Origin of the sequence: Devosia sp. SL43 (genome assembly GCF_021729885.1) — a bacterium.
GTDB lineage: Bacteria > Pseudomonadota > Alphaproteobacteria > Rhizobiales > Devosiaceae > Devosia.
This window is the reverse complement of record NZ_CP063401.1, coordinates 4,105,724-4,131,721: the sequence shown is the minus strand read 5'-3', so window position 1 is coordinate 4,131,721 and position 25,998 is coordinate 4,105,724. Positions and strand designations below refer to the sequence as shown.

21 protein-coding genes and 1 tRNA gene are annotated in these 25,998 nt (G+C 62.1%); 15 read left to right on the top strand and 7 right to left on the bottom strand.

Annotation, left to right across the window (positions count from 1 at the left end):
• Nucleotides 1-44 precede the first annotated feature (44 nt).
• On the top strand, nucleotides 45-788 hold the full coding sequence (locus IM737_RS20105; protein ID WP_236897154.1) for a BON domain-containing protein: 744 nt from the start codon (nucleotides 45-47) through the stop codon (nucleotides 786-788).
• 274 nt (nucleotides 789-1,062) lie between these two features.
• Here the strand turns inward: IM737_RS20105 and IM737_RS20100 are convergent.
• Nucleotides 1,063-1,136: transfer RNA gene (locus IM737_RS20100), tRNA-Gln, on the bottom strand.
• Nucleotides 1,137-1,354: 218 nt separating this feature from the next.
• Here IM737_RS20100 and IM737_RS20095 point away from each other — a divergent pair.
• The 8 genes from IM737_RS20095 to IM737_RS20060 all read left to right on the top strand — a co-directional run bounded on the left by IM737_RS20095 (nucleotide 1,355) and on the right by IM737_RS20060 (nucleotide 11,090).
• A complete protein-coding gene (locus IM737_RS20095) occupies nucleotides 1,355-2,284 on the top strand; it encodes an ArsR/SmtB family transcription factor (protein ID WP_236897152.1) in 930 nt (309 codons plus the stop codon).
• 177 nt (nucleotides 2,285-2,461) lie between these two features.
• Nucleotides 2,462-3,976 (top strand): arabinosylfuranosidase ArfA, encoded by a 1,515-nt coding sequence (arfA, locus tag IM737_RS20090; RefSeq protein ID WP_236897151.1) that lies wholly within the window; start codon nucleotides 2,462-2,464, stop codon nucleotides 3,974-3,976.
• A gap of 365 nt (nucleotides 3,977-4,341) precedes the next feature.
• Complete coding sequence (locus tag IM737_RS20085; protein WP_442874223.1) at nucleotides 4,342-6,204, top strand: ABC transporter substrate-binding protein; 1,863 nt, start codon at nucleotides 4,342-4,344, stop codon at nucleotides 6,202-6,204.
• A 123-nt stretch (nucleotides 6,205-6,327) separates the two neighbouring features.
• Nucleotides 6,328-7,329 (top strand): ABC transporter permease, encoded by a 1,002-nt coding sequence (locus IM737_RS20080; RefSeq protein WP_236897147.1) that lies wholly within the window; start codon nucleotides 6,328-6,330, stop codon nucleotides 7,327-7,329.
• 4 nt (nucleotides 7,330-7,333) lie between these two features.
• On the top strand, nucleotides 7,334-8,191 hold the full coding sequence (locus tag IM737_RS20075; RefSeq protein ID WP_236897145.1) for an ABC transporter permease: 858 nt from the start codon (nucleotides 7,334-7,336) through the stop codon (nucleotides 8,189-8,191).
• A gap of 3 nt (nucleotides 8,192-8,194) precedes the next feature.
• The gene (locus tag IM737_RS20070) at nucleotides 8,195-9,223 is read left to right on the top strand and encodes an ABC transporter ATP-binding protein (protein WP_236897143.1); all 1,029 of its coding nucleotides are present in this window, start codon (nucleotides 8,195-8,197) and stop codon (nucleotides 9,221-9,223) included.
• On the top strand, nucleotides 9,220-10,134 hold the full coding sequence (locus IM737_RS20065) for an ABC transporter ATP-binding protein (protein ID WP_236897141.1): 915 nt from the start codon (nucleotides 9,220-9,222) through the stop codon (nucleotides 10,132-10,134). Before IM737_RS20070 ends, IM737_RS20065 begins: the two co-directional genes overlap by 4 nt.
• On the top strand, nucleotides 10,134-11,090 hold the full coding sequence (locus IM737_RS20060) for a hypothetical protein (RefSeq protein ID WP_236897139.1): 957 nt from the start codon (nucleotides 10,134-10,136) through the stop codon (nucleotides 11,088-11,090). The genes IM737_RS20065 and IM737_RS20060 overlap by 1 nt, the downstream gene beginning before the upstream one ends.
• Before the next feature lie 145 nt (nucleotides 11,091-11,235).
• Here IM737_RS20060 and IM737_RS20055 read toward each other — a convergent pair whose 3' ends face one another.
• The 4 genes from IM737_RS20055 to IM737_RS20040 all read right to left on the bottom strand — a co-directional run bounded on the left by IM737_RS20055 (nucleotide 11,236) and on the right by IM737_RS20040 (nucleotide 15,585).
• The gene (locus tag IM737_RS20055; RefSeq protein ID WP_236897137.1) at nucleotides 11,236-11,793 is read right to left on the bottom strand and encodes a GNAT family N-acetyltransferase; all 558 of its coding nucleotides are present in this window, start codon (nucleotides 11,791-11,793) and stop codon (nucleotides 11,236-11,238) included.
• A gap of 141 nt (nucleotides 11,794-11,934) precedes the next feature.
• Nucleotides 11,935-13,035 (bottom strand): M24 family metallopeptidase, encoded by a 1,101-nt coding sequence (locus IM737_RS20050; RefSeq protein WP_236897135.1) that lies wholly within the window; start codon nucleotides 13,033-13,035, stop codon nucleotides 11,935-11,937.
• 289 nt (nucleotides 13,036-13,324) lie between these two features.
• The gene (locus IM737_RS20045; RefSeq protein WP_236897133.1) at nucleotides 13,325-14,908 is read right to left on the bottom strand and encodes an ABC transporter substrate-binding protein; all 1,584 of its coding nucleotides are present in this window, start codon (nucleotides 14,906-14,908) and stop codon (nucleotides 13,325-13,327) included.
• Nucleotides 14,905-15,585 carry a helix-turn-helix domain-containing protein gene (locus IM737_RS20040; protein WP_236897131.1) on the bottom strand — a complete coding sequence of 227 codons (681 nt, stop codon included), beginning with the start codon at nucleotides 15,583-15,585 and terminating at the stop codon, nucleotides 14,905-14,907. Before IM737_RS20040 ends, IM737_RS20045 begins: the two co-directional genes overlap by 4 nt.
• A gap of 204 nt (nucleotides 15,586-15,789) precedes the next feature.
• Between IM737_RS20040 and IM737_RS20035 the strand changes: the two genes are divergently transcribed.
• From IM737_RS20035 to IM737_RS20015, 5 genes are read left to right on the top strand one after another with little or no spacing between them, the layout of a single operon-like run.
• Nucleotides 15,790-16,791, top strand: coding sequence for an ABC transporter permease (locus IM737_RS20035; protein ID WP_236899979.1), 1,002 nt, complete (start codon nucleotides 15,790-15,792; stop codon nucleotides 16,789-16,791).
• Nucleotides 16,788-17,687: an ABC transporter permease gene (locus tag IM737_RS20030; protein ID WP_236897128.1), complete on the top strand. Its 900-nt coding sequence runs from the start codon at nucleotides 16,788-16,790 to the stop codon at nucleotides 17,685-17,687. The genes IM737_RS20035 and IM737_RS20030 overlap by 4 nt, the downstream gene beginning before the upstream one ends.
• Nucleotides 17,687-18,520 (top strand): ABC transporter ATP-binding protein, encoded by an 834-nt coding sequence (locus tag IM737_RS20025; RefSeq protein ID WP_236897126.1) that lies wholly within the window; start codon nucleotides 17,687-17,689, stop codon nucleotides 18,518-18,520. The genes IM737_RS20030 and IM737_RS20025 overlap by 1 nt, the downstream gene beginning before the upstream one ends.
• Nucleotides 18,517-19,266, top strand: coding sequence for an ABC transporter ATP-binding protein (locus IM737_RS20020; RefSeq protein WP_236897124.1), 750 nt, complete (start codon nucleotides 18,517-18,519; stop codon nucleotides 19,264-19,266). Before IM737_RS20025 ends, IM737_RS20020 begins: the two co-directional genes overlap by 4 nt.
• A gap of 12 nt (nucleotides 19,267-19,278) precedes the next feature.
• Nucleotides 19,279-19,767 carry a GAF domain-containing protein gene (locus IM737_RS20015; protein ID WP_236897122.1) on the top strand — a complete coding sequence of 163 codons (489 nt, stop codon included), beginning with the start codon at nucleotides 19,279-19,281 and terminating at the stop codon, nucleotides 19,765-19,767.
• A gap of 74 nt (nucleotides 19,768-19,841) precedes the next feature.
• Here IM737_RS20015 and IM737_RS20010 read toward each other — a convergent pair whose 3' ends face one another.
• Entirely contained in the window at nucleotides 19,842-23,411 is a 3,570-nt protein-coding gene (locus IM737_RS20010) for an L-glutamate gamma-semialdehyde dehydrogenase (protein ID WP_236897120.1), read from the bottom strand.
• A 236-nt stretch (nucleotides 23,412-23,647) separates the two neighbouring features.
• On the opposite strand from IM737_RS20010, the gene IM737_RS20005 reads away from it, so the two are divergent.
• Nucleotides 23,648-24,115: an Lrp/AsnC family transcriptional regulator gene (locus IM737_RS20005; protein WP_236897117.1), complete on the top strand. Its 468-nt coding sequence runs from the start codon at nucleotides 23,648-23,650 to the stop codon at nucleotides 24,113-24,115.
• A 262-nt stretch (nucleotides 24,116-24,377) separates the two neighbouring features.
• Here the strand turns inward: IM737_RS20005 and IM737_RS20000 are convergent, their stop codons facing one another.
• Nucleotides 24,378-25,958 carry a peptide ABC transporter substrate-binding protein gene (locus IM737_RS20000; RefSeq protein WP_236897115.1) on the bottom strand — a complete coding sequence of 527 codons (1,581 nt, stop codon included), beginning with the start codon at nucleotides 25,956-25,958 and terminating at the stop codon, nucleotides 24,378-24,380.
• Nucleotides 25,959-25,998: the final 40 nt, after the last annotated feature.

Below are 25,998 nucleotides of genomic sequence, written 5' to 3'. Positions count from 1 at the left end.
AGCCTGCCACCATGCGGCCCGACGCCTGCAACTTGGAGGCAAGGATGATGACTCGCCCGCTGTCTGCAACGATCCACCGATTTCCAAGTCAATCAGCACTCTGTCCATCCTCGACTGCCGAGTGTGCCCGCATCGCTATGAGCAGCGCACTTGTGGGTTTCGAGCACCTCGTGTCAGGGCGCCTAGAACACGGCAAGGCCGTGCTCTCCGGCTCGGTCGCAACCCAGGCGGAAAGGCAATTCATCGAGCGATCGGTCCGACGACTGCCCTGCGTGACAGATGTCATTGACGACATCGTGGTTCGCGGCCCAGCGACGGCCGCTGGCGGGTCGCGAGTTTCCTCGTCCGTGACCACCGAGGTTGTGCAGCCCATTATGTTCCTCACGCGCTACTGTACGTTGAATGAAGACACGCTGGCCGATGCCATCAATGACAGTCTCAGGGCCTTGAACAATGAAATCCATGGCGACGCTGGATCGGCCGAGGCAATCGTCTTTTACCACGGCTGGCACAGCGACGCAGCGCTGATCGACGTAGCCATCCCAGCGACCGACGCACTTGATCGACCCCGCACCGCCAATTTGCGAGCGTCGATATTGCCGCAAGATAAGCGCAACGTTGTGCCAACGGGCGGCGTAGCGGGTCTTAGGTCTGCGCGTCGACAGCTTCGCCTGGCGGCAGGAGCGAGCATTTCGGATCAACTCTTCCGCATCTGGCAGCGGGTCCCGCTTCGGAACGGGGTCCTGCCTGCGGACTGGCTAAGCTCCACTGTCTACTGCTCTGTGTGAGTGCGGTCGCGCCTCGTCAGGTGCCTGATTGGTGAGTGGGCAGAATGCGTGGCCCTCTCCCTATGAGAATTCCTGCACATGTCAGAGACACTCAACCCCAGTCTGTGGACTAGCAACAGCTATGACCGAGGCAGAACAGCTGCTTTCCCGGTGATCATGTCGCTCGGATTGCCGTCACTCAACAGAAACGCCCAAAATCCAGTCGCAATCGAGCGCGACATGGAGATTGCCAGTCTCATTCATCGAGAATAGCGCTACTTCACCTTGGACATGATGGCTGGGGAACCTGGATTCGAACCAAGATTGACGGAGTCAGAGTCCGCAGTTCTACCATTGAACTATTCCCCAGCAGGCCGTGACCGGCTGGCGCGGGGGACGGATCGCCCGGCGCGGGGTCTGAATAGACAATGCCGGGGGAGATTGCAAGCGGTTGTGAGGGGTTTTGTGCAGCGGCTTTGGTCGATGCGACGGTCTGGTGACGACGGGGACTGATGAGCATGGTTGATTGCATCAGCAATCCTGATACACAGGATCGTCACACTGCATACAGCCCGAAAGCCCTAAGAATGAGCCGCAATTTCCTGGTTGTTGACCCCGAAGAGGGCATGGAAGTGCTCAAGGGGTTAGCATCACCGATCCGGGTCAAGATCCTTAAGCTGCTCCATGTGGAAGGAGCAATGAACGGCAATGATATTGCCGACAAGCTGAGCCTCCCCCAGTCTACGGTTTCGACCAATATCCAGATTCTGGAAAGTGCTGGGCTCATTCGGACCGAAACGCAGAAGGCACGCAAGGGCAACCAGAAGATCTGTCATTCGATGTTTGACGAGGTGATGGTGATGTTCAAGGAGGACATCAAGCCGTTGCGGTCGAACACGATCGAAGTGGCCATGCCGCTGGGGCTCTACACGTCCTGCGAGGTTTCGGCGCCGTGCGGTCTGTGCTCGACGGAGGGGATTATCGGCCTGCTCGATGTGCCGGACACCTTCCTCGATCCGGATCGCATGAAGGCTGGGCTGATCTGGTTCACGCGTGGGTATCTGGAATACCAGTTTCCCAACAATGCCAAGCTGAGCCAGACCAAAATCGAGGCCATGGAATTTTCCATGGAGCTGAGCTCGGAAGTGCCCGGAACGTCGGCGGATTGGCCCAGCGATATCACGCTTTCGGTAAACGGCACCGAGATCGGCACCTGGATGAGTCCGGGCGATTTTGGCGACAAGCGCGGCGTCTATACGCCGGACTGGTGGAAGCTCAAAGGCAGCCAGTATGGCAAGCTCAAGAGCTGGCGGGTGACGACTGATGGTACCTATGTCGATGGGATGAAGATTTCGCCGATATCGCTGGTGGATCTGGACCTTGCGAACCACCATTCGATCCGGTTGCGTATCGCGGTGAAGCCGGATGCCAAGCATCCGGGCGGAATCAATATTTTCGGTCGGGGGTTCGGGAATTACGATCAGGAGATCATCATGCGGTTGCAGACGGAGCGGTAGGCTTCGCGCCGCAGCGTCGTTCTCTCGCACCGCGAAGCCCTTTGGTTGTAGGGTGGACAACGGCCACGCGATTTATCATATTTATTGTCTTCCCACCCTTGCGTGATCCCTTTGGCCTCGTCTACAACGGGGCAACTGATATAAATCAGAAAAACGGGATCATTGAGGGAGGACAGCGTGAAAGCGTCCGTTATCGCGCATAAGGATTTTACGGTCAGCAAGATCGATGACCGGGTGTATGGGGCCTTCCTCGAGCATCTTGGCCGCGCCATCTATGAAGGCATATACGAGCCCGACCATCCGACGGCCGATAAGGACGGGATGCGCGGCGACGTGGCCAAGCTGGTCAAGGACCTCAATGTACCGGTGGTTCGCTACCCCGGTGGTAACTTCGTTTCGGCCTACAACTGGGAAGACGGCATCGGGCCGCGCGAGCAGCGCCCTACCCGCCTCGACCTAGCCTGGCACACATCGGACAGCAATGCCGTGGGTGTGCATGAATTCGCCGACTGGTGCGCCACCGTGGGCACCGAGATGATGCTGGCGGTGAACCTGGGTTCGCGCGGCGTCGACGAGGCGCGCAATTTCCTAGAATATTGCAACCATCCCGGTGGCTCCTACTGGAGCGACTTACGCATCAAGAATGGCCGCAAAGAACCATTCAACGTCAAGATGTGGTGCCTGGGCAACGAGATGGATGGCCCCTGGCAGGTCGGCCACAAGGACGCGACCGAATATGGCAAGCTGGCTGCCAATACGGCGCGCGCCATGCGCATGTTCGACAGCAAACTCGAACTGATCGTATGCGGCTCATCCAATTCGGACATGCAGAGCTATCCCGACTGGGAGCGCATCGTGCTCGAGCATACCTATGAGCATGTCGATCATATTTCGCTGCACATGTATTTTGCCAACCGCGAAGACAACACCCCTAACTATCTGGGGCTGAGCGAAAAACTCGACACCTATATCGAGACCGTGGCCTCCACGATCAAGCAGGTGAAGGCCAAGAAGAAGTCCAAGAAGGACGTCTATATCTCGTTCGACGAGTGGAATGTCTGGTACCACTCCAACAAGAAGGATCGCGAGATCCTGGAGGGCAACAGCGGCTGGCCGCATGCGCCGGGCCTGTTGGAAGATATCTACAATTTCGAAGACGTGCTGATGGTCGGCCTGATCCTCAACACCTTCATCCGCCGCTCGGATGTGGTGAAGATCGCCTGCATCGCGCAGTTGGTGAACGTCATCGCCCCGATCATGACGGAAAAGGGTGGTCCGGCCTGGGCCCAGACCATCTACTATCCGTACTTCTTTGCTTCGGTGTTCGGCCGTGGCACGGCCTTGCAGTTGGTGACCAACTCACCGGGTTATGAGACGACCCACGCCAAGGACACTGCCTTTGTTGACGTTTCCGGCGTCCACAATGAGGAAGACGGCACACTGAGCTTCTTCTTGGTCAACCGGCACACGAGCGAAAGCATCGAAACCGAGGTCAGCCTGCAGGGCTTTGGGGCCGGTACGGTGATCGACCACCAGGTGATGACGCATCCTGATCTGAAGGCTGTAAATACTGCCAAGGACCAGAACAAGGTTGCCCCGCGCAAGGGTGAAGGCGCCAAGATCGACGGCGGCAAGCTGAGCGTGAAGCTGCCGCCCTATTCGTACCAAATGGTGCGGGTGAAGATCGCCTAAGGCGGCAACACAAAACTCCAAGTCGACACCCTCCCCGCAAGGGAGGGTGTCGACTGAGGATCACGTTTGGCCGTCCAATCCCATTCGCGGCGACGTCACACTTAGGCCGAATTGGCTAGCAGATTGTTGGCATTGAGTGTCACGCACAGGGGCGTAACGGCAAAGCCGTGCCCCACTGTATTGTGTATCATGTTTTCCGATTTACATCACGACACACGTTGACACGGCCAGATCACTGGTTAAGTATGATTTATGAAACGGTGCTGGAGGGCATCGTTACACGGAGCCCGAACAGGGTCCGACAAGGGAGGATGAGAGATATGGATAGACGTTTCTTCATGATGGGCACGGCTGCAGGCGCGCTGATGATCAGCGCGAATACGCTGGCCTGGGCCCAGGAAGCGGAGAGCGAAGCTCCGCCGATGACCGATTTTCCGCGCAACGAAACGCTGATCATCCAGAACCCCGAGGGGCTGGCACGAAATCCAGGCTGGTTCAACTTGTGGGCCACCAGCGGCGGCGGCTGGTCGACCGGCCTGCACCAGCTGGCCTTCGACACGTTCTGGTATATCGATCCCGATGCCGGCCTCGACGGACCAATCTACAACTCCCTGGCTTCCGGCCCGCCGGTCTACAATGCCGATTTCACCGAGATGACGGTCAATCTGCGTTCGGGCATCCTGTGGAGCGATGGCAAGGAGTTCACCGCCGACGACGTACTCTACACCGTCACCGCCCAGCAGAAATTCCCGACCATGATCTGGTCTGGCGTGTTCACCACCCAGGTGGCTGAAGTCACGGCGCCCGATGCCTATACGGTGCATTTCAAGCTCAAGGCACCGAACTCGCGCTTCCATGCCACCTTCTCGGTGCGCTGGATGGGTGCGTGGATCATGCCCAAGCACATTTTCGAGCAGCACGAAGACCCGACCAAGTTCGACTATAACCCGCCGCTCAGCCTCGGGCCCTACACGCTGCACAGCTTCGATCCGAACGGCGGCTGGTATATCTGGCAGAAGCGCGCTGACTGGGACAAGACGGCCATGGCGTCGTTTGGCGAGCCGGGACCGAAATACGTCATCTATCGTGGCGCCATCCCGGTCGACAAACGCTTCATCGAGATGGCGAACGACAATCTCGACATGATCCACGACCTGACGCCCGAAGGCATGTTTGCGCTGGTCAAGCAGGATCCGTCCGCCAAGGGCTGGTTCCCGGGCTTCCCTTACGGTCATCCGGACCCGACGCTCGTGTCGGTGCTGATGAATACGCAGAAGCCGATGTTCCAGGACAAGCGCGTGCGCTGGGCCCTCGCCCTGATGCTCGACGCCAAGGCCATGAGCATGTCCAGCTATCGCGGCGCCGCCACGATGTCGGCCATCGCCGTGCCACCAACCGGTACGCAGCCGCAATTCTATCATGCACCGATGCAGGAATGGATCACCGGCTACGAACTCGATACCGGCAAGTCCAAGGTCAAGCCATATGACCCCACATTCGGGGCCACGATGGCCGAGATGCTCAAGCCGCAGTTTGGCGAACAGATCCCGACCGATCCGGAAGCCATCAACAATGCGTTTGGCTATGGCTGGTGGGGTCAGAACCCGCAGGCTGCAAGCGAGTTGCTTGAGTCGGCAGGCTTCACCAAGAACGGCAACCAGTGGATGATGCCCGACGGGCAGCCATTCAAGTTTACCCTCTATATCGACTCCGAAGGCGTGCTTGGCCGCCTCGGCACCATGGTGGCACAGAACTGGAAGCAGAACGGCATCGACGTCTCGGCGGAAGTCATCCCCAACGGCGACCTGATTGCCGCCGGCGAGTATGACACCCGTATCGGCTGGTCGATCGAGACCTGGGGCGGATACCCTGACCTGAGCTTCTTCATGGACAGCTGGCACAGCCAGTTCCTGGCTCAGCCGGGCACGCGCCAGCCGGAACGCAACTGGCAGCGCTGGACCGATCCGCGGCTTGACGCACTCATCGAGAAAATCCGTGGTTCGGATTTCAACGACGAGGCCAAGGCTGTCGAATATGGCCAGGAGTTCGTGAAGCTGATGGTCGACGAGATGCCGATCATTCCGCTGATGAGCTTCAACGTGTTCTCGGCCTATTCCGAAAAGCACTGGACCGGCTTCCCGAATGCGGAGCGGCCCTATGCCAATATCGTCAACAACTGGGCCAATTCGCGCTACATCCTGACCCAGCTCAAGCCTGTAAACGCTTAGTCTCCTCCCTGCGAGGTGGCGTCCCGGGCAACTGGGACGCCACCAGCTTCTGCAAGGCACCTGCGGCAGCGAGCCCTTTAGCGGCGGTCGCCCGCCTTGCTCCAGACCAACCGGGAGACCTCAATGGGCTATCTCCGTTTCGCGCTCAAACGCGTGATCCAGCTATTCGCCGTTCTGGCCTGCGGAATTTCGGCGGCCTTCTTCATCTCGCATCTGTCACCCATCGACCCGGTGGAACAGGCGATGACGCAGGTGACGTCACGCGGCAATTTCAGCGCCGCGGCAGCCGATGCGCTCCGCGCTACCCTCACCGAACTCTATGGCACCGACCGGCCCCTGATGGACCAATTCATCAGTTTCTGGAGCAGATTGGTGCGTGGTGATTTTGGCCCCTCGCTGATGGCGTTTCCGACGCCCGCCATGGACCTAGTGATGCGCGCCCTGCCCTGGACCGTGGGTCTGCTGACCGTCGCTACCGTTATCAACTGGGTGGTCGGCAACTTGCTGGGTGCACTGGCTGGCTACTACCAGGACAGCAAGATTCTCAAGGCCGTCGGTATTGTCGCGGTGGGGGCACAGCCAATTCCCTACTATGTGTTCGCCTTCGTGCTGCTGATCATTTTCGGGCTGGTGTGGCCGGTGCTGCCGATCAGCGACGGCTTTGCCATGAACGTGCGGCCGGGCTGGAACCTGCCCTTCGTGCTGTCCATCCTGCACCACTCCATCCTGCCAGCGGCGTCGCTCGTGCTGGTCGGGTTTGGCGGATGGTTCCTGGGCATGCGGGCGCTGGTGTCCAACATCATCACTGAAGACTACGTGACCTATGCCGAGATTGCCGGCGTCAGCAAGAACCGGATCGTCTATTCCTACATCTTCCGCAATGCGGCCGTACCACAGCTGACCGCGCTGGCCATGGCGCTGGGCGGAGTGTTCGGCGGCGCCATCATCACCGAGCAAGTTTTCTCCTATCCCGGGCTCGGCTCGCTGCTGATCCAGGCCGTGAACCGTGGCGATTTCGGACTGGTGCTGGCGGTATCGTCGGTGTCAATCATCGCAGTGGCCGTTTCGATTTTCGTGATCGACCTGCTCTATCCCATCATCGATCCGCGCGTGCGGGCGGAGTAAGCGCATGTTTTCCGTATTCCGCGACCTCATCCGCTACAATATCGAGTTCTCGCTCGGCCTGATCATGGTCGGCATCGTTGTGATCTTCTCGCTGCTGAGTTTCTTTTCGCCAGTCGATCCGACCCTGATCTACATGACGTTCCCGGACAGCCCGCCTTCGGCAGAGTTCTGGTTCGGCACCAATTCGCGCGGGCAAGACCTGTTCTGGGTGCTGACCTTCGCGTTCCGCAATACGCTGATGTTCGGCGTGATGGTGGCGGTACTCAGCCGCATCATTTCCATCGCCGTGGGACTGGCCTCGGCCTATCTGGGCGGCTGGGTCGACCGGGTGTTGATGTTCGTCAACGACATCTTCGTCTCGGTGCCAACCTTTCCGCTGCTGATCTTGTTCTACTTCGTGTTCCGCTCGAACCTGGACACGTTTACGTTGGCGCTGATCATGGCCGGGCTGGGCTGGTCCTATGACGCAAGGCTGATCCGGTCTGTGGCACTCAGCCTCAAGCACCGCGAATTCACCCGCCATGCGGTGTTCGCGGGCATGTCACCGATCAAGGTGATGCTGGAAGAGCACCTGCCCTATGTGATGCCGATCATCTTTGCTACCTTCATGGCCAATATGCTGTGGTCGATCGGCATGGAGGTGACGCTGGCCGTGCTTGGCTTCACCAACATCAACATACCCACGGTTGGAACGACGCTCTACTGGGCCAACAACCACTCGGCCATGGTGGTGGGCGTCTGGTGGTGGGTGGTGATCCCGATCGTGCTGATCGTCATCGCGTTTATCGGGCTGTTCCTGCTGGCCGTGTCGATGAACGAATATATCGACCCGCGCAGCCGCCTGCGCCGCATGGGAGCCTGAGCCATGACCGAGGACATTCTCAAGGTCGAAGGCCTCAAGGCCTATTACCAGATGAACTATTTTGGCGTGAACCGCGAAGTGCGGGCCGTCGATGACATCACCATGACGGTGCGCCGCAACGAAATCTACGGCATTGCCGGAGAAAGCTCGTCGGGCAAGACCAGCTTCATCAAGGTACTGGCGGCGGCGATCCGGCCGCCAATGCGGATCGTTGCCGGCTCAGTGAAGTATGACTTCAAGGGCATTCCAGTCGATGTGGCCAACCCGACCCAGGCACAGATCGAGGCGATCCGCTGGCGGCATCTGAGCTACATCATGCAGGGCTCGATGAGCGTGCTGAACCCATTGCGGCGCATCGGCAATACATTCGAGGATTTTGCCGCCAAACCGCTAGGACTGAAAGGCGATGCCTTTCGCGAGCGGGTGCTTGGGCACCTGGAGCGGCTGAAACTGACAGCCGATGTACTGCAGGCCTATCCGCACGAGCTTTCAGGCGGCATGCGGCAGCGCGTGACGATCGGGCTGGCGACGGTGTGTCACCCCGAATTCGTCATCGCCGACGAACCGACAACGGCGCTCGACGTGGTGGTACAGAAGGAAGTGCTGGGGCTCATCCGCGAAATCCAGCAGGACATGGGAAGCTCGGTGGTGTTCGTCACCCACGACATGAGCGTGCATGCCAACATGGCCGACCGAGTGGGCATCATCTATGCCGGGCGGCTGGTCGAGGAAGGCCCGACGCGGCAGATGTTCTTTGCGCCCAAGCATCCGTACACGGCGCATCTGGTGGCGAGCCTGCCCCGCATTGGCGACCGGACGCAGCGACCGGCGCTAGAAGGGCGGCCGCCGAGCCTGGCCAATCCGCCGGCGGGTTGCCGTTTCCATCCTCGCTGTCCGCTGGCCATCGACAAGTGCAAGACGGATGTGCCGCCGCTGGTGACTGTGGCGAACGACCATCGATCCGCCTGCTGGCGGTCTGCCGATGTGGAGCCGCTGGTGAAACCGGAACGCGTAGCGGAGGCAATGGCATGACGACGCTTCTGGACGTCAGCAATGTCTCCAAGACCTTCACCATGGGCGGCTTTCTGGGTCGCAAGACGGTGCGAGCGGTGGACGATGCCAGCCTGTCGCTGAGTATCGAGACGCCGGAAATTTTCACGATCATCGGGGAATCGGGGTCGGGCAAGACGACTCTTGCCCGCATGATCCTGGGGCTGGAACTACCGACCTCGGGCGAGATCAGTTTTCGCGGCAAGACGGTGAGTCATCGCGTCGGGCGGCAGGAGCGGCTCGAATTCATGGCCAATGTGCAGCCGGTGTTCCAGAACCCGTTCGAGGCCTTCAACCCGCTCAAGCAGATCGACCGGTATCTGGAATCGACGGCCAGGCGGTTCCTGCACCTGAAGAAGCGCGACGACCTGGATGGGGCAATGGACGGGGCCTTGCAGAAGGTCGGCCTGAGCCTGGCCGAAGTGAAGGGGCGTTACCCGCATGAGATGAGCGGTGGGCAGTTGCAGCGTGCGGCCATCGCGCGGGCGCTGATCCCCAATCCGCCGCTGCTCGTGGCGGACGAGCCGGTGTCGATGGTGGATGCGTCGCTGCGCATGAGTATCGTCAACCTGCTCAAGAGCCTGCGCGACGATCTCAAGGTTTCGGTGATCTACATCACGCACGACCTGGCGACGGCCTATTACATTTCCAACCGACTGATCATCATGCAGCGCGGGCGGATCGTGGAAATGGGTGATGCGCGGACGGTGCTGGATAATCCGGAGCACCCGTATTCGCGGCTGCTGAAGGCCAGCGTGCTGAGCACCGAGGATGCGGGCGATGGCAAGCTGGCCACTGATCCGGGCATGGTCGCGCTGGCGGGAGATTTGGTCGGTAAGCCAGGCAAGCTGGTAAATCGGCCGGATGGACGGCTGGTGCGGGTTTACGGCTGATGAGCGCACCGATCTATCGCGATCCGATTGCCGACGGCGCAGCGGACCCGACGGTCATCCGCAAGCAGGGCACGCAGGAGTGGTGGATGTTCTACACCAACCGGCAGCCTGCAGCGGAGGGACCGAAGTTTACCTGGATCCATGGTTCGCCGATCGGGGTGGCCGTGAGCACCGACAATGGGGCGAGTTGGCATTATCGCGGGACGGTGGCCGGGCTGGATGCGCCGGGCGATGTGATTGGCGGCAATACGCACTGGGCGCCGGAGGTGATCTGGGCCGAGGGGCAGTATCACATGTGGCTGAGCTATATTCCGGGTGTGCCTAGCGACTGGCCGGGCGTGCCGCGGACGATCACGCATTTTACCAGCCCCGATCTGGAGAACTGGACGCGGGTGGGGCCGCTCACGCTCAACTCGCCGCGAGTGATCGATGCCTGCGTGCTCAAGTGCCCGGATGGGCTGTGGCGCATGTGGTACAAGGACGAGAATGCCGGTTCGAGTACGTGGAGTGCTGTCAGCACGGACCTCTACGACTGGAAACTCGAGGGGCTGGTGCTGCCTGGATCACCGGATGCGGCGCCGCATGAGGGGCCTAATGTGTTCGTGCTCGGTGGCTGGCACTGGCTGATCGTTGACGAGTGGCGCGGCCAGGGCGTGTATCGATCCAGGGATGCGGTGAACTGGGAGCGGCAGGGGATCATCGGGGATGCGCCTGGGTCCGATCCCATGGATATTAGATTCCTGCGGCATGCCGATGTGGTGGTCGTGGGGGATCACGCGGCACTGTATTATTTCACGCATCCGGAATGGGACGAGCGGAGCCAGACCGATGGGCCCCCGGATGTGGCGGCGCGCAAGACGGCGGTGCATCACGGGCGGCTGACGGTGGTGGATGATGTTCTGATGTTCGAGCGGGATGTGCCAGCTGGCTTGGGATTGTTGCTGGCGGACGCTTAAAGGCCGTCGCGACCCTGCCCCAATCCCTCAGTCGTCACCCTCGGGCTTGACCCGAAGGCCCTGTACTTACCGGAGACACCGCAAAGTGTAGAGCCCTCGGGTCAAGCCCGAGGGTGACGGCCTGTGGGTGGGGAGCCCCATCGCCCTACCCCAACATGCGATCGAACAGGATGGTCGGGCTGTCCTTGAAGGTCGTCCGGGCATATTCGCGGTAGCCCAGCCTTTCGGCCAGCTTCAGCGATGGCGTGTTGGCCGGATCGATCATGCAGGCGGTGCGCGGCATGGTCTGGTCGGCCCAGGCAAGGATGGCGCTCATGGCTTCCTGAGCGAGGCCTTTGCCGTGATGGCCTGAACCCATGATCCAGCCGGCTTCAGGCGCATTGCCGAAGGGTGGATCGATGTCGCGGTGGAAGTCGGCGAGGCCGAATTCGCCGACGATCGCGTTGGTTTCGCGATCGGTGGCGACGAAGTAGCCGTAGCCGAGCAGGTTCCACAGGCCGGCATAGCGCAGGATGCGGAACCAGACTTCTTCCTCGGTGCTGGGGCGGCCGCCGATGAAGCGAGTGACGTCGGGGTCAGTCCAAAGGGTGCAACACGCGGCGAAGTCGTCGGCGGTGTGGGGGCGGAGGATGAGGCGAGGTGTGGTGAGGTGCATCAGAATGTCCATGACCGATGGGTCATTCCGGCGCAGGCCGGAATCCATGTCCGGCACTGCCGCGAATGCTGAGTTGGCGATGACATCCGGACATGGATCCCGGCCGTCGCCGGGATGACGTCGTGGATGGGGTGGCTCTGCGCAAACGACTTCGTGGTTCGAGGGGCTCACCATGAGGTCTCCCCTGCTCTATTGTCCGCCACTTACTGCCGTCCTCGGCATCTCCGAGAACACCTCTGCCTCGCCATTGCGGATAATGACGATCTCTTCGAGGCGGAGGCCGAACTGGCCTTGCAGGTAGATGCCGGGTTCGATGGAGAAGACCATACCCTCTTCCAGCACCGTGTCGGATGTCGCGGTGATGTAGGGCGTTTCGTGGACGTCGATGCCAAGGCCATGGCCGGTGCGGTGGAGGAAATTGGGGCCGTAGCCAGCTGCGGTGATGATGTCGCGGGCGGCTTTGTCGACGTCGCTGGCCTTCGCGCCGGGCCTGGCGGCGGCGATGGCGGCTTCGACGGCGCGGTCGACGATGGAGTGGATCTGGCCATATCCCTCGGGAGCTGAGCCGAGATAGCCCATGCGGGTCATGTCGGACGGGTAGCCATCGAGGCGGCAGCCGGTGTCGATGAGGACGGCGTCGCCGGATTTGAGCTGGGTGGTGCCGGTGTGGTGATGCGGGAAGGCGCCGTTGGGGCCGAAGCAGACCGAGCAGAATTCGGTGGTGGCGCCATTGGCTTTGTAGAATTCACCGATGAACGCGGCGACGTCGAGTTCGGTCATGCCGGGTTTGAGGGCGGCGAAGGCGGCGGTGACGGCGCGGTCGTTGAGGAGATGGGCAGCCTTGAGCAAGCTGTATTCGGTGTCGTCCTTGTGGGAGCGGAGATAGCCGACGGTGTCGTTGGTGAAGCGGCGGGTCGCGCCCGGCAGAGCATCGAGGACGAGCAGCGCAAAATCGGTGCGCATGGTTTCGTCGAGGACGATGGAGGGCGCTGCGGGCACGCCGGTGGCGGCGAGGAGGTTGACCAGCGCGGCAGCGGGGCCGTCTGCGTCGGTCCAGGGGAAGAAGGGCAGATCGGTGTGCTGGCGGGAGCTGTCGACATTGAGCGAAGGCATGAGGAAGCCGGCGAAGGTGGGCGACACCATGAGGAGGACCGGCCGCTCATCGCCGTGGGGCGAGAGATCGGCCAGGTAGCGCATGTGGCTCGAGGGGCCGATGACCAGGAGGTCGGTGTTGGTGGCGGCCATGCGGGCACGGAGGGCGGACAGGCGGGTGGTCAGGGTGGCGTTCATGCGGAATCCGGTGGGTTAAGCTCGATCTCGCCTCAAGAGTGGGGAGATACCTCCCCCTTGAAGGGGGAGGCTAGGGAGGGGGTGGGGCCACGCGTGCGGGACTCGCGGAGAGATACCCCCTTCCTGCTCGATTCAACGGACTTAGCTGAAGCTAAGTCCTATCTCGCTTCCCTCCCCCCAGGGGGGAGGGTGGCCGACTGATAGTTCGATGGAAGTCAGGAGCCGGGCCAGAGGGTCGCTGACCCGGCTCCTGGTGCGACGGCGTCTTGGGACCACCGCCGCGATGCACCTATTTCGTCACGAGCCGGTAGTAGACGAAGTCCGAGGTCGCGCCGTTGACGTAGCCTTCGACATTGTTGGCCATGGCGATGGTCAGAGCGGCCTGGAACATGATGACGATCGGCGAGGAGGCCTGGGCTTCCTTCTGGATCTCGATGTAGTCGGCGTTGCGCTTGGCCTGATCGGGTTCGGCGAGGGCGGCTGTCACCTGGTCGTTGAGTTCCTGGGGAACGGCCCAGGCGTTCCGCCAAGTGGTGGTGGCGGTGTAATTCTCGTCGGAATTGTCCGAGTTGTAGGCGAAGGCCTTGGCGTTGGAATGGGGGTCCATGAAATCGGGGCCCCAATAGAGCAGCATGGCCTGGTGGGTGCGTTCGCGGTACTTGGTGATGACCTGGGCGCCGGTGCCGGGCAGGATTTCGAAATTGATGCCGGCTTCAGCGAAGGTGGCCTGGAGCGACTGGGCCATGTCGGTGAACGGGGTCGAGTTGATCACGTCCAGGGTGACGTCGATCGGTGTGGTGATGCCGGCATCGGCCAGGATCTGCTTGGCCTTCTCGACGTCGTAGGTGAACGGCGTTTCGTCATAGGAGCCGGGGAAGCCCTTGGGCCAGAAGGCCTGGTGAACTTCCATCTGGCCCTTGAGGAAGGACTGGGTCATCCCGTCGTAGTCGACGAGGTAACGGGCGGCTTCCCAGACGGCCGGTGGCGTCAGCGATTCCGACTTCTGGTTGAAGCTCAGGAAATGGACGGCGGCCTGCGGATAGGTATCGACCTTGACGGTGTCGGCGGGGAGGCCGGCGATCTGGTCGGGGGTGAGGTTCTTGGCGATATCGACGTCGCCCGAGGTCAGCAGCAGTTGCTGGGTGGCGGCTTCGGCGACGTGGCGGATGATGATCGACTTCATTGCGGGCGCGCCGCGGAAGTAGCCCTCATTGGCGGTGAGACGAACGATTTCGGCTGGGCGGTAATCGGTCATCACGAACGGGCCGGAGCCGGCCGAATGGGTGTTGAGCCAGGCATTGCCCATGTCTTCGCCGACGGCATTTTCCATGACGAGGACTTCGTCAACGATGGAGGCCGGGCGCGAGGCCAGGACGTTGAGCACGAAGGCCGATGAGAAATCGCCCTCGTACTTCACGACAACCTTGCCATCGGCAATGGTGACCATGTCGGCGATATTTTCCGGGGTCCAGCCGAGCTGGGTGAGGATGAAGGCCGGGGTAAGGTTCAGCTTCACGACGCGCGAGAAGGAGAACACCACGTCTTCCGGACGCACCGGATTGCCTGAGGCGAAATTGGCTTCGCGCAGGGTGAAGGTGATGGTCTTGGCGGCGTCGTCGGCAACCCACTCGCTGGCGAGGCCGGGGGCCAGCGTCGTGGTGTCCTCAGCTTCGTAGCCGACGAGGCGATCGTAGACGTTGGTGTTGATCTCGCCCGAGGTGAATTCGTAGGCCTGGGCCGGATCGAGCGCGACGATATCATCGATGTTCTGGGCAATGACCAGCGCATCGGCGGGGGTAGCGGCATAGACGGCGCCGGCTGCCAAAGGCAGCGACAGCGCGGTCGCCAACAAGGCGGCGCGAAGCATCTTCATGAGCGTTTCTCCGTGGGTTTGACGATTTTCTTGTTTTTCACCGGCTTGAGGCCGGGTTTTGCTACCGCCGCGACCTGCCGGCTGGGCTTGGCCGAGGAGCGGAAGAGGGTGAGCGTGCCGGTCCAGAGGAGGCGCGCCGGTTGGTCGGTGTGGTTGGACCATGAATGCGGGCGATTGCCGCGGAAATGCAGGCTATCCCCGGCGCTCATGATCATCTCTTCGCCATCGAGGCGCTGGGTGATGGCGCCCTCGAGGACGTAGAGAATTTCCTCGCCCTCATGCGCCACGGTCTCGGAGCGGTAGCCCGGCGGGACGGTCATGACGAAGCTCGAAAGCTGGTTGCCGGGGAAATCGGCACCGAGGCGTTCGTAGATGATGGACGAGCCGTCGAGCGAAAAGCGATTGCGCTCCCCTGCCCTGGTCAGCGCCGTCTGGGTCGTCGGGGCGGAGACGAAATAGTCGATGCCAACGCCGAGGGCGCGGGCGATCTGGGCCAATGTGCCGAGCGAGGGGGTAGCGTGATCGCGCTCGACCTGGCTGAGATAGCCCACCGAAACCTCAGCGGATTTGCCGAGGGCTTCGAGTGTCATGTGCTGCTGGCGGCGACGGGCACGGATCAGCGCACCCACCTTGGGGTGCCCCTCTGTCTCGGCCTTGGTCAGTGCATTGCCTGCCATCGCGTCCCACCATAATTTTTTTGATATAAGCAAAGTTTTCTGTATGGTGGAAGCGAAATATGAAGCCCTTCACGGTTTGCAAGAGAGTCATCTTGTGAGCTTAGAGCGCTGTTTTCGCTAGAGGATTTCTGCTTGAGCATCGAGCCGCAGATTGCCGTATCCCCTGCCCCGGTTTCGTCGCGTGGACGGAAATGGGGGCGCAGTATATCTGCCATTGCTGGGTTCGTGGGGACGGTTTTCCTCACCTTTCTCGGTTTGCTGGCCATTACCTTCTTCATCGGCCGGGTGATCCCGATCGATCCGGTGCTGGCGGTAGTCGGCGATCGGGCGACCAATGAAGTCTACGAAGCAGCGCGGGTGGCTATGGGGCTCGACCAGCCGCTGCCGGTGCAGTTCTTCAACTATGTGGTCGGGGTGTTTTCGGGCGATCTCGGGCAGTCGGTGAGTACCGGTCGTGCAGTGGTGGAGGACCTGAGCCGGTTCTTCCCGGCGACGCTCGAAATGGCGACAGTCGGCATCATCATCGGCGTCGTACTCGGCGTGCCGCTGGGGGTGATTGCCGCCAGCCGGCAGGGTTCGGTGATCGACCAGATCATCCGCGTGGTGGGTTTGCTGGGCTATTCGATGCCGGCCTTCTGGCTGGGGCTGGTGGGGCTGGCGCTGTTTTACGCGCGGCTGCGCTGGGTGGGCGGACCGGGGCGGCTCGACATTTTCTACGATGGGCTGGTCACGCCGATCACGGGGCTGTTGCTGGTGGATAGCCTGATCCAGGGCGAGTTCGAGATTTTCTGGAACGCCATCAACCACCTCATCCTGCCGGCATCGGTGCTCGGCTTCTTCAGCCTGGCCTATATCGCGCGGATGACCCGCAGCTTCATGCTGGACCAGCTCAGCCAGGAATTCGTGACTACGGCGCGGGTCAAGGGTGTGCCCGAGCGGGTGGTGATTTGGCGGCATGCGTTCAATCCGATACGGGTACCGCTGATCACGGTGATCGGACTGAGCTATGCCGGTTTGCTCGAGGGGTCGGTGATGATCGAGACGGTATTTTCGTGGCCGGGGATCGGGAATTACCTGACGACCGCGCTGCTCAACGCGGACATGAATGCGGTGCTCGGATCGACGCTGGTGATCGGGGCGGTGTTCATCTTCATCAACAAGATTTCGGACGTGCTGTACCGCGTCCTCGACCCGAGGGCACGATGACGACGCGCGACTGGCTGCTTGAGGATTCGCCGACATCCCGCTGGCAGGCCAATGCGGGCAGGGCCTATCGCGTGTTCACGGCATTGCTGCGCAATCCGCTGTCGGTGCTGGGCGGGGTGATTATCCTGATCCTGTTGCTGACCGCGATCTTTGCGCCGTGGCTGGCGCCATATTCGGCAACGGGCCAGGACCTGGCGAACCGGCTGGCGCCGCCATCGGCTGACCATTGGATGGGGACCGACGAGCTGGGACGCGATATCTTCTCACGGGTGATCTGGGGCAGCCAGATTACGCTGACCATTGTGGGCCTCGTGGCTCTGATTTCGGCGCCTTTGGGACTGCTGGTGGGGGCGGTTTCGGGCTATTTCGGAGGGTGGACCGATCGGATATTGATGGGGTTCACCGATATCTTCCTCAGCATGCCCAAGCTGATCCTGGCGCTGGCTTTCGTCGCGGCGCTGGGACCGGGCATCAACAATGCGATCATTGCCATCGCGATTACCTCGTGGCCGGCTTATGCGCGCATCGCACGGGCGGAGACGCTGACCATCCGGAATGCGGAGTTCATCGCGGCGGTGCGGCTGCAGGGGGCAAGCCCGCTGCGGGTGATCGTGCAGCATATCCTGCCGCTGTGTACGTCTTCGATGATCATCCGGGTGACGCTGGACATGGCGGGCGTGATTTTGACCGCGGCCGGCCTCGGCTTCATCGGGCTGGGGGCGCAGCCACCGCTGCCGGAATGGGGCGCAATGATTTCGCGCGGGCGGACGTTCATCCTCGACCAGTGGTGGGTGGCGACCATGCCAGGGTTTGCGATCATCATCGTGAGTCTGGGCTTTTGCTTCCTTGGTGACGGGCTGCGCGATGTGCTTGATCCCAAAAGCGAGGGCAAGTGATGTCGCCCCTCCTCTCGGTACAAAACCTCCGCGTCAGCTTCCCCACCCATCGCGGCCGCGTTGAGGTGGTCAAAGGCATCTCGTTCGAGTTGGGGCGTGAACGCCTCGGCATTGTCGGCGAGAGTGGGTCGGGCAAGTCGATGACGGGGCGGGCGATCCTCAAGCTGATTCGCAAGCCGGGGCTGGTGACGGCGGATCGGCTGGCATTCGATGGCGTCGATATCCTGAGTCAGTCGGAAAGGCAGATGCGGTCGATCCGGGGCGCGCGCATTTCGATGGTGATGCAGGATCCCAAGTTTTCGCTGAATCCGGTGATGACGGTCGGCGAGCAGATCGCCGAGGCGCTGGTGACGCATGAGAAATTGCCGCGGCGCGAGGTGAATGAGCGGATTTTGGCGATGCTGGAGGCGGTAAGGATCAATGATCCCAAGCGCGTGGCCGGGCTCTATCCGCATGAGGTGTCCGGTGGCATGGGTCAGCGGGTGATGATCGCCATGATGCTGATCCCCGAGCCGGAGCTGCTGATCGCGGACGAGCCGACTTCGGCGCTGGATGTGAGCGTGCAGGCACAGGTGCTCGATATCATAGACGATCTGGTGACAACCAAAGGCATGGGGCTGATCCTGATCAGCCACGACCTCAACCTGGTCAGCCGATATTGCGGCCGGATCCTGGTGATGAATTCGGGCGTGGTCGTCGAGGAATGCGCGGCGGGTGAGCTTGAAAAGGCCCAGCATCCGTATACGCGGGGGCTGTTGGCGGCGATGCCAACTATCGATGAAAGCCGTGATGAACTGCCGGTGCTCGACCGGACGCAATGGACGGGCACATGAGCGCGATCAGTCTTGAGAACCTCGATATTTCCTATGGCGACACCAAGGTCGTGCATGGGGTGAACCTCGACATAGCAGAGGGCGAGAGCTTTGCGCTGGTGGGCGAGAGCGGATCGGGCAAGTCGACGATCCTGCGGGCCATTGCCGGTCTCGCGCCGGATTGGACGGGCGAGATTGCTGTGCTGGGCAAGGCGCGGACGCATGGCATCGAGCGCGCAGTGGCGCGGCAGGTGCAGATGGTGTTCCAGGACCCCTATGGCTCGCTGCATCCGAGGAAGACCATCGACGCCACGCTGAGCGAGCCGCTTGATATCAACGGCATCGGCAATCGCGGCGAGCGGGTCGAGGCGATGCTCAAGGCCGTGGGATTGGACCAGCGCTTCCGGTTTCGCTTTCCGCATCAGCTGTCGGGCGGGCAGCGGCAACGCGTGGCGATTGCCCGCGCGCTGATGCTGGAGCCCAAGGTGCTGCTGCTGGACGAGCCGACTTCGGCGCTGGACGTGTCTGTGCAAGCGGAAATTCTCAACCTGCTCAAGCGTCTGCGCAAGGAACAGGGGCTGACCTATCTGCTGGTGACGCACAACCTGCCGGTGGTGAGTTTTCTCTGCGATCGGCTGGCCGTGATGCGGCATGGGCGGATGGTGGAGGTGGCTGATGTGGGGCTGCTGAAGCGCGGCGAACTCGTCGAGCCCTATTCGAGAGAATTGCTGGCGGCCACGGAAGGCCGGGCCAGCGTGATTGCCTAAGGACCAACTTTCATGACTGAGCATTTTGAAGCCGTCGCGCGGTTTGACGCGGCCATTGCCAATGCCAAAGATGCCGACACGGCGTTTGCGGCGCTGCAAGCGCTGGTGCAGGCGACGGTGGGGGCGAAGCTGTTCACCTATATGACGGTGGACATGGAGGCCGAAGTGGCGCGGCGGGCCTATACAAGCGACCCGGAGAACTATCCGACCTCCGGCACCAAGCCGATCCGCTATGACGCTTGGTTCGATATCGTCCATAAGCAGCGGCAGTACTTCGTGGCCAATACGATCGCCGATATCGCCAAGGTGTTTCCGGATTACGGGCTGATCAATTCGCTGGGCTGCCAGAGCGTGGTGAATATGCCAGTGGTGCTTGGCGGCGAGTTGGTGGGCACTGTGAATATGCTGGATGTGGACGGGTATTATGCGCCGGAGCGGGTGCGGACGATCCGGGAGCTGATTGCGGTGCCGGCGAAGCTGGCGGCCGTTGTGGCGCGATAACAGGTCTCGCCCAGCGCCTCGGTTCAAGCCCGAGGGTGACGGCCGGTGGGTGGGCGATCAAATGCCACGCAGCATCACCCTGCCTGCGCCATTAGCGTCGCATTGCCGCCAGCGGCAGTCGTGTCGATGCAAACGTGGCGTTCCACCACGAGGCGGTTGGCTTCATCCACTGACGTCAGTAGCGGAATGATCGCCCCCGATCGCGAACTCAAAGCGATACGGATGGTGCGCAGATCGGCGTCTTCGGCGAAGTACGCCACGGCGTCGAAGGTTCTGGCATGGGCCAGGGCGTCGAGATCGAGTTCAGCCAGAATGGCGGTGTTGCCGAGGGTTGCGGCCATCGCGGCCTGCGCTTGCTTGTCGGCGGCCGTGGGGCCCAGGCAAAGGACCGTGCCGCGCGGGCTCACATGCATGACGTTGCTTTCGCCTGTGGGACCAGGCAGAGGCAGCGGCGCTTGTTGAACGTCGCCATGGCCCAGCGTGAAACGTGGCAGGTAATGCGGGCCGCCGGCTTTGGGGCCGGTGCCAGAGAGGCCTTCGCCGCCGAAGGGCTGGGAGCCGACGACGGCGCCGATCTGGTTGCGGTTGACGTAGATATTGCCGGCCTTGACCGTGTTCGAGACCTGGCGGACGCGGGAGGAAATGCGGGTGTGCAGGCCGAAGGTCAGGCCATGGCCGGAGGCGTTGATGGCCCCTATGACGGCGTCGAGCTCGTCGGCCTTGAAGGTGGCGACGTGGAGGACCGGGCCGAAGATTTCTTCGGTCAGGTCGGTGATGCCTTTGACGCGGAGGACGGTGGGCGCGACGAAGGTGCCCTGCTCAGGCGTCTTCAAGCGATGAATCAGATTCCCGTTTTTCTCGTAACTATCGATATGGGCTTGGATTTTTGCTCTTGCGGCTTCGTCGATGACGGGGCCGATATCGGTGGCGAGGTCCCAGGGATTGCCCAGGGTCAGCTCGTCCATGGCACCCTTCAGCATCTCGATGGTGCGGTCGGCGGCGTCTTCCTGGACGTATAGAACGCGCAAAGCCGAGCAGCGCTGGCCGGCAGACTGGAAGGCCGACGCGAGGATGTCGCGCACGGCCTGTTCGGGAAGCGCGGTGGAGTCGACGATCATGGCGTTGAGGCCGCCGGTTTCGGCGATCAACGGCGCTGATGGAGCCAGATTGGCGGCCATGGCGCGGTCGATCCTGCGGGCGGTGGGCAGCGAGCCGGTGAAGACCACGCCAGCTATGGCGGAGTTGCTCGTCAGCGCAGTGCCGACTTCGCCAGCACCGGGCAGGAGCTGCATGGCATCGGGCGGAATGCCGGCTTCGTGCATCAGCTGGACGGCGCGGTAGGCGATGAGTGGAGTCTGTGGTGCAGGCTTGGCCAGGACGGGGTTTCCGGCGACGAGGGCGGCGGCGATCTGGCCGGTGAAGATGGCCAGCGGGAAGTTCCACGGCGAGATGGCGGCGACGGGGCCGCGGGGCGCCGCGAGGGGCTGGGCCTCGGCGTGCTCGGCGTAATAGCGGAGGAAGTCGACGGCTTCGCGGACTTCGGCAACGGCGTCGGCCCAGGTCTTGCCCGCTTCTCGGGACAGGAGGGCGAAGAGTTCGGGGCGGTTGGCTTCGTAGAGGTCGGCGGTGGCGCGGAGGAGATTGGCGCGAGTTTGCAATGGTGTTTGCGGCCAGGCGGAGGTGGTGGCCGCCGTGATGGCGGTGGTGATGTCGTCTGGGGTGGCGTCGGTGACGGTGCCGATGGGGTCGGTGGGGTTGGCGGGATTCATCAATCTGGCGGCACCGAGCGTTGGGCCCCACCCCCTCCTACCTCCCCCATCAGAGGGGGAGGTTTCTCTCCACTCTTTGCCATCGATCGAGTCCCATCCACCGAGCGGCACCTCCCCCTTGATGGGGGAGGATGGGAGGGGGTGACGGTTGGCCACGATGGGAGATGCGTGCCACTGGGTGGTTCGGAAGGTGGAGCGGGCGGCGTCCATTGCTGGGAAGGCGATGGAGTCGGTGAGGTCCAGGCCGGCGGAGTTCAGGCGCGGGGCGAAGATGGCCGATGGGGCCGGGATGGCCGGGTTGGGGATGCCGGAAGCATCGGAGTACCCCCAGCTAGCCTCCCCCTGATAGGGGGAGGGACCGCTCCACTCGGAGGCTCCATCGAGCGCAATAACCTTGGCGATCGGGTCCTCGGCCACCACTGACGCCGGGATGTCCTCGTCGGCGATCTGATACACAAACGAGCCGTTGGCGCCGTTTTCGAGCAGACGGCGGACGAGGTAGGCGAGGAGGTCCTTATGGGCGCCGACCGGGGCATAGATGCGGGTGCGGGTGCCCGCTGTGGTGCGCAGGACTTCGTGCAGGCGTTCACCCATGCCATGGAGACGCTGGAATTCGAACGTTTCCGGCCCCCTGCCCGCTTCGGCCGCCAGGTGCAGGACGGCGCTGGCGGTATGGGCGTTGTGGGAAGCGAATTGCGGGTAGATGTTGCCCGCGGCGAAGAGCCGCTTCGCCGCGGCGATGTAGCTGATGTCGGTCGAGGCCTTGCGGGTAAAGACCGGGTAGCCGTCGAGGCCCATGACCTGGGCGCGCTTGATCTCGGCGTCCCAATAGGCGCCCTTGACCAGGCGAACCATGATGCGGCGGTTCAGCGATGTCGCGGTTGCGTCGAGCCAGTCGATCAGTGGCAGGACGCGCTTGCCATAGGCCTGGACGACGACGCCGAAACCATCCCATCCCCCGAGCTCGGGCGCGGCCAGGACTTCGGCGATGATGTCGAGCGAGAGGTCGAGGCGGTCGGCTTCCTCGGCGTCGATGTTGAAGCCCATGTTCGCGGCTTTGGCTGACAGCGCCAATTTACGAGTCGCATCAACGAGTTCGGCCATGACGCGGTGGCGTTGGGCGAACTCGTAACGGGGGTGGAGCGCGGAGAGCTTTACGGAGATGCCGGGGTTGTCGCGCACCGAGGGGGCCGTGCAATGCGGCGCCAGGCTGGCGATGGCGCGGGCGTAAGCGTCGAAGTAGCGAACCGCGTCGGCGCCGGTACGGGCGGCCTCGCCGAGCATGTCGTAGGAGTAGCGGTAGCCCTGGGCTTCGGGCTTGCGGGCGTTGACGATGGCTTCGTCGATGGTGCGCCCGAAGACGAACTGGCTGCCGAGGAGGCGCATGGCCTGGGCAACGGCGGTGCGGATCACAGGCTCGCCGAGACGGGCGACGGCACGATGCAGGGCATTGCGCGGGCCGATTTTGGGATCGCCGAGGACGTCGGCGGTGAGGCTCAGGGCCCAGGACGAGAAATTGACAAGTGGGTTGGGAGAACCACCGAAATGGGCCGGCCAATCGGCGCCGCCGACCTTGTCGTGGATGAGGGCATCGACGGTTTCGGCATCGGGGACGCGGAGCAGCGCTTCGGCGAGGGACATGAGGGCGACGCCCTCGTCGGTGGCGAGGCCGTATTCGGCGAGGAAGCTCTCCATTAGGCCGAGGCGGTTGCCTTTGCGGACAGTGGTGACGAGGGACTCGGCGTGGGACGAGATGGCGGTACGGGCGGTGGCGTCGAGGCCTGTCGCAGTGATGAGGTCGCGGACGAGCTGGGTTTCATCGGCGAGGTTGTGGACGCGGAGAGTGTTGCGGATTTCGATGATGATGTCGGTCATAGTTCCTCTGCCTCATCTCCCACCGATGTCATTCCGGCGGAGGCCGGAAACCATGCGGTGAACGCCCTACACCCTTGATCATGCTCACAGCCACGGACATGGATCCCGGCCTTCGCCGGGATGACATGGGGTAAGTTGAGGCAGTGTGCCAGATGATCTGCAGGCGTTTCGCCTGATCTGTTGGCACCAGGCGGCGCAAAGCGTTATCCTGAGGGTGTTGTGCAGGACTAAAACCCATGAAAACCGTCACCTACGAGACTTTGGACCAGATCGATCGGAACATTCTGGCTGAACTCGCCAAAGACGGACGCATCAGTGTGGCGGAGCTGTCGCGGCGGGTGAACCTGAGCAAGACGCCGTGCCAGGCGCGGATTACCCGGCTGGAGAAGGCCGGGTACATATTAGGCTATCGGGCGGTGATTGACCCCAAGCGGCTGGGACTGCCGCATGTGGCGTTTGTCGAAGTGAAGTTGAGCGATACGCGCAAGGCTGCGTTGGCGGCGTTCAACAAGGCGGTAAGGGCGATACCGGAGGTCGAGCAGGCGCATATGATTGCGTCGAGCTTTGACTATCTGCTCAAGGTGCGGACGAAGGATATTGCTGATTATCGCGAGGTGCTGGGCGAGCGGATCAGCGCCCTGCCCCATGTGGCGCATACGTCGACGCATGTGTCGATGGAGGCGGTTAAGGGGGACGAGGAGTGAGGGCCCTTATGAACTTTTGCCGGCATGTATCAGTCGACACCCTCCCCCTTGAGGGGAGGGATCAAGGGAGGGGGTGGGCCGAGAGTACTGGACTCGCGGAGAGACACCCCCACCCTGCTCGATTCAACGGACTTAGCTGAAGCTAAGTCCTATCTCGCTTCCCTCCCCACAAGGGGGAGGGTGGACCCGGTGGATTGGGGATGGACCTGCCACACACTCAGTAGTGGGGTGGGTGCCGGGTAATCCCGACACCCTGTGCAAACTACTCCGCGATCACCGCATCGCGGAAATACGGCACGTTGAGCGTCGAGCGCCAGAAGCCTGTCACTTTGGGGCTCATCATCATGTAGTTGTTGCGGTGGTACTGCGGCAGGATGACGTGGTCGTTCATCAGGATGGCCTCAGCCTTCTGCATTTCGGCGACCGACTCGGCTTCGTCGCCGGTTGCCTTGGCGGCAGCGATGGCGGCGTCGTAGTCGGGGTTGGACCAGTTGGCGAGGTTGTTCGGGCTGCCGGTGACGAAGTTGTCGAGGAAGGTCATGGGGTGCGGATAGTCGGCGCCCCAGCCCATCTGGGCGATCTGGTATTCGACCTTCTGGACTTCAGGATAGAAAACCTGCCATTCGGACGCCTGAATCTGGACGTCGATGTTGAGGTTTTCCTTCCACATCTGCTGGATGGCTTCGAGCAGCTTCTCGATCGGCGGGGACGAGTAGGTCACGTAAAGGGTCGACGGGAAGCCTTCGCCATTGGGGTAGCCGGCTTCGGCCAGCATGGCTTGAGCGGCCTCGACTTCTGCGGTGGGGGCTAGGCCGAAGGTATCGCGCCCGTCGGTGAAGTCCTTGCCGCCAAAGGTCATGCCGGGGGGTACCAAGCCGATGGCCGGAATATCGGCCGACTGGAGCACGAACTCGACGATTTCCTCGCGGTCGATGGCCATGGACAGGGCCTCGCGGACCTTGAGGTTGTCGAGCGGCGCCTGGTTGGGGTTGAAGAAGGCGTAGGTGGTGCCCAGAGCCGGCACGACCATGAAGGCGTCGGATTCGACCGAAAGGCGCGGGATTTCCGGCGCGGGAACGGATTCGATGCCGTCGACGTCGCCGGCTTCCATGGCGGCGAGGGCCGTTGCCGGATCGGGGATCAGACGGAACGTCAGCTTGTCGAGCGAGACCGCGTCGGCATCATAGTATTCGGGGTTTTTCTCAAACACGACGGATTCACCGGCGTTGAACTCGGTGACGCGGAAGGGGCCAGTGCCGATGAAGGTGGCGGGGTTGCGCGTCCAGCCTTCGGGATCGGCTTCGACCACGTCCTGACGGACCGGGAAGAAGGTGGTGTAGGTGAGCAGCTGCATCATGTAGGGGACGCGCTGCTTGAGGGTGAAGGTCAGCGTCTTGTCGTCGGGGGCGGAGATGGCGATGTCACCGGCGCCGCCGGCATTATAGGCCTCTTCGGCGCCGACGATGGAATAGAGCATCGGGGCATTCATGGCGGCGGTGGCGGGATTGAGGACGCGCTTCCAGGCGTAGACGAAGTCGCCCGATACGACCGGCTTGCCATCGGACCACTTCGCATCGCGCAGGTGGAAGGTGTAGGTCAGGCCGTCTTCCGAGACGTCCCAGGTTTCAGCCAGAGCGGGGACGATTTCGCCGGCGGCGTCGAAACGGACGAGGCCTTCAAAGGTGTTGCCGATGATGGGGGCGGCAAAGGTCTCGGCGGTGGTGCCTGGATCGTATTTGGCGCTTTCGTTGTTGACCACATAGGTCAGTTCACCGGCGGCAAAGGCACCGGCGGTGGAGGCGAGGAAGGCTGCCGTGAGGAGCGGCAGGAAGTGCTTGGTCATCGTCTTCTCTCCTGTGTTTGGGCGGGTTCGTCCCCGCCCG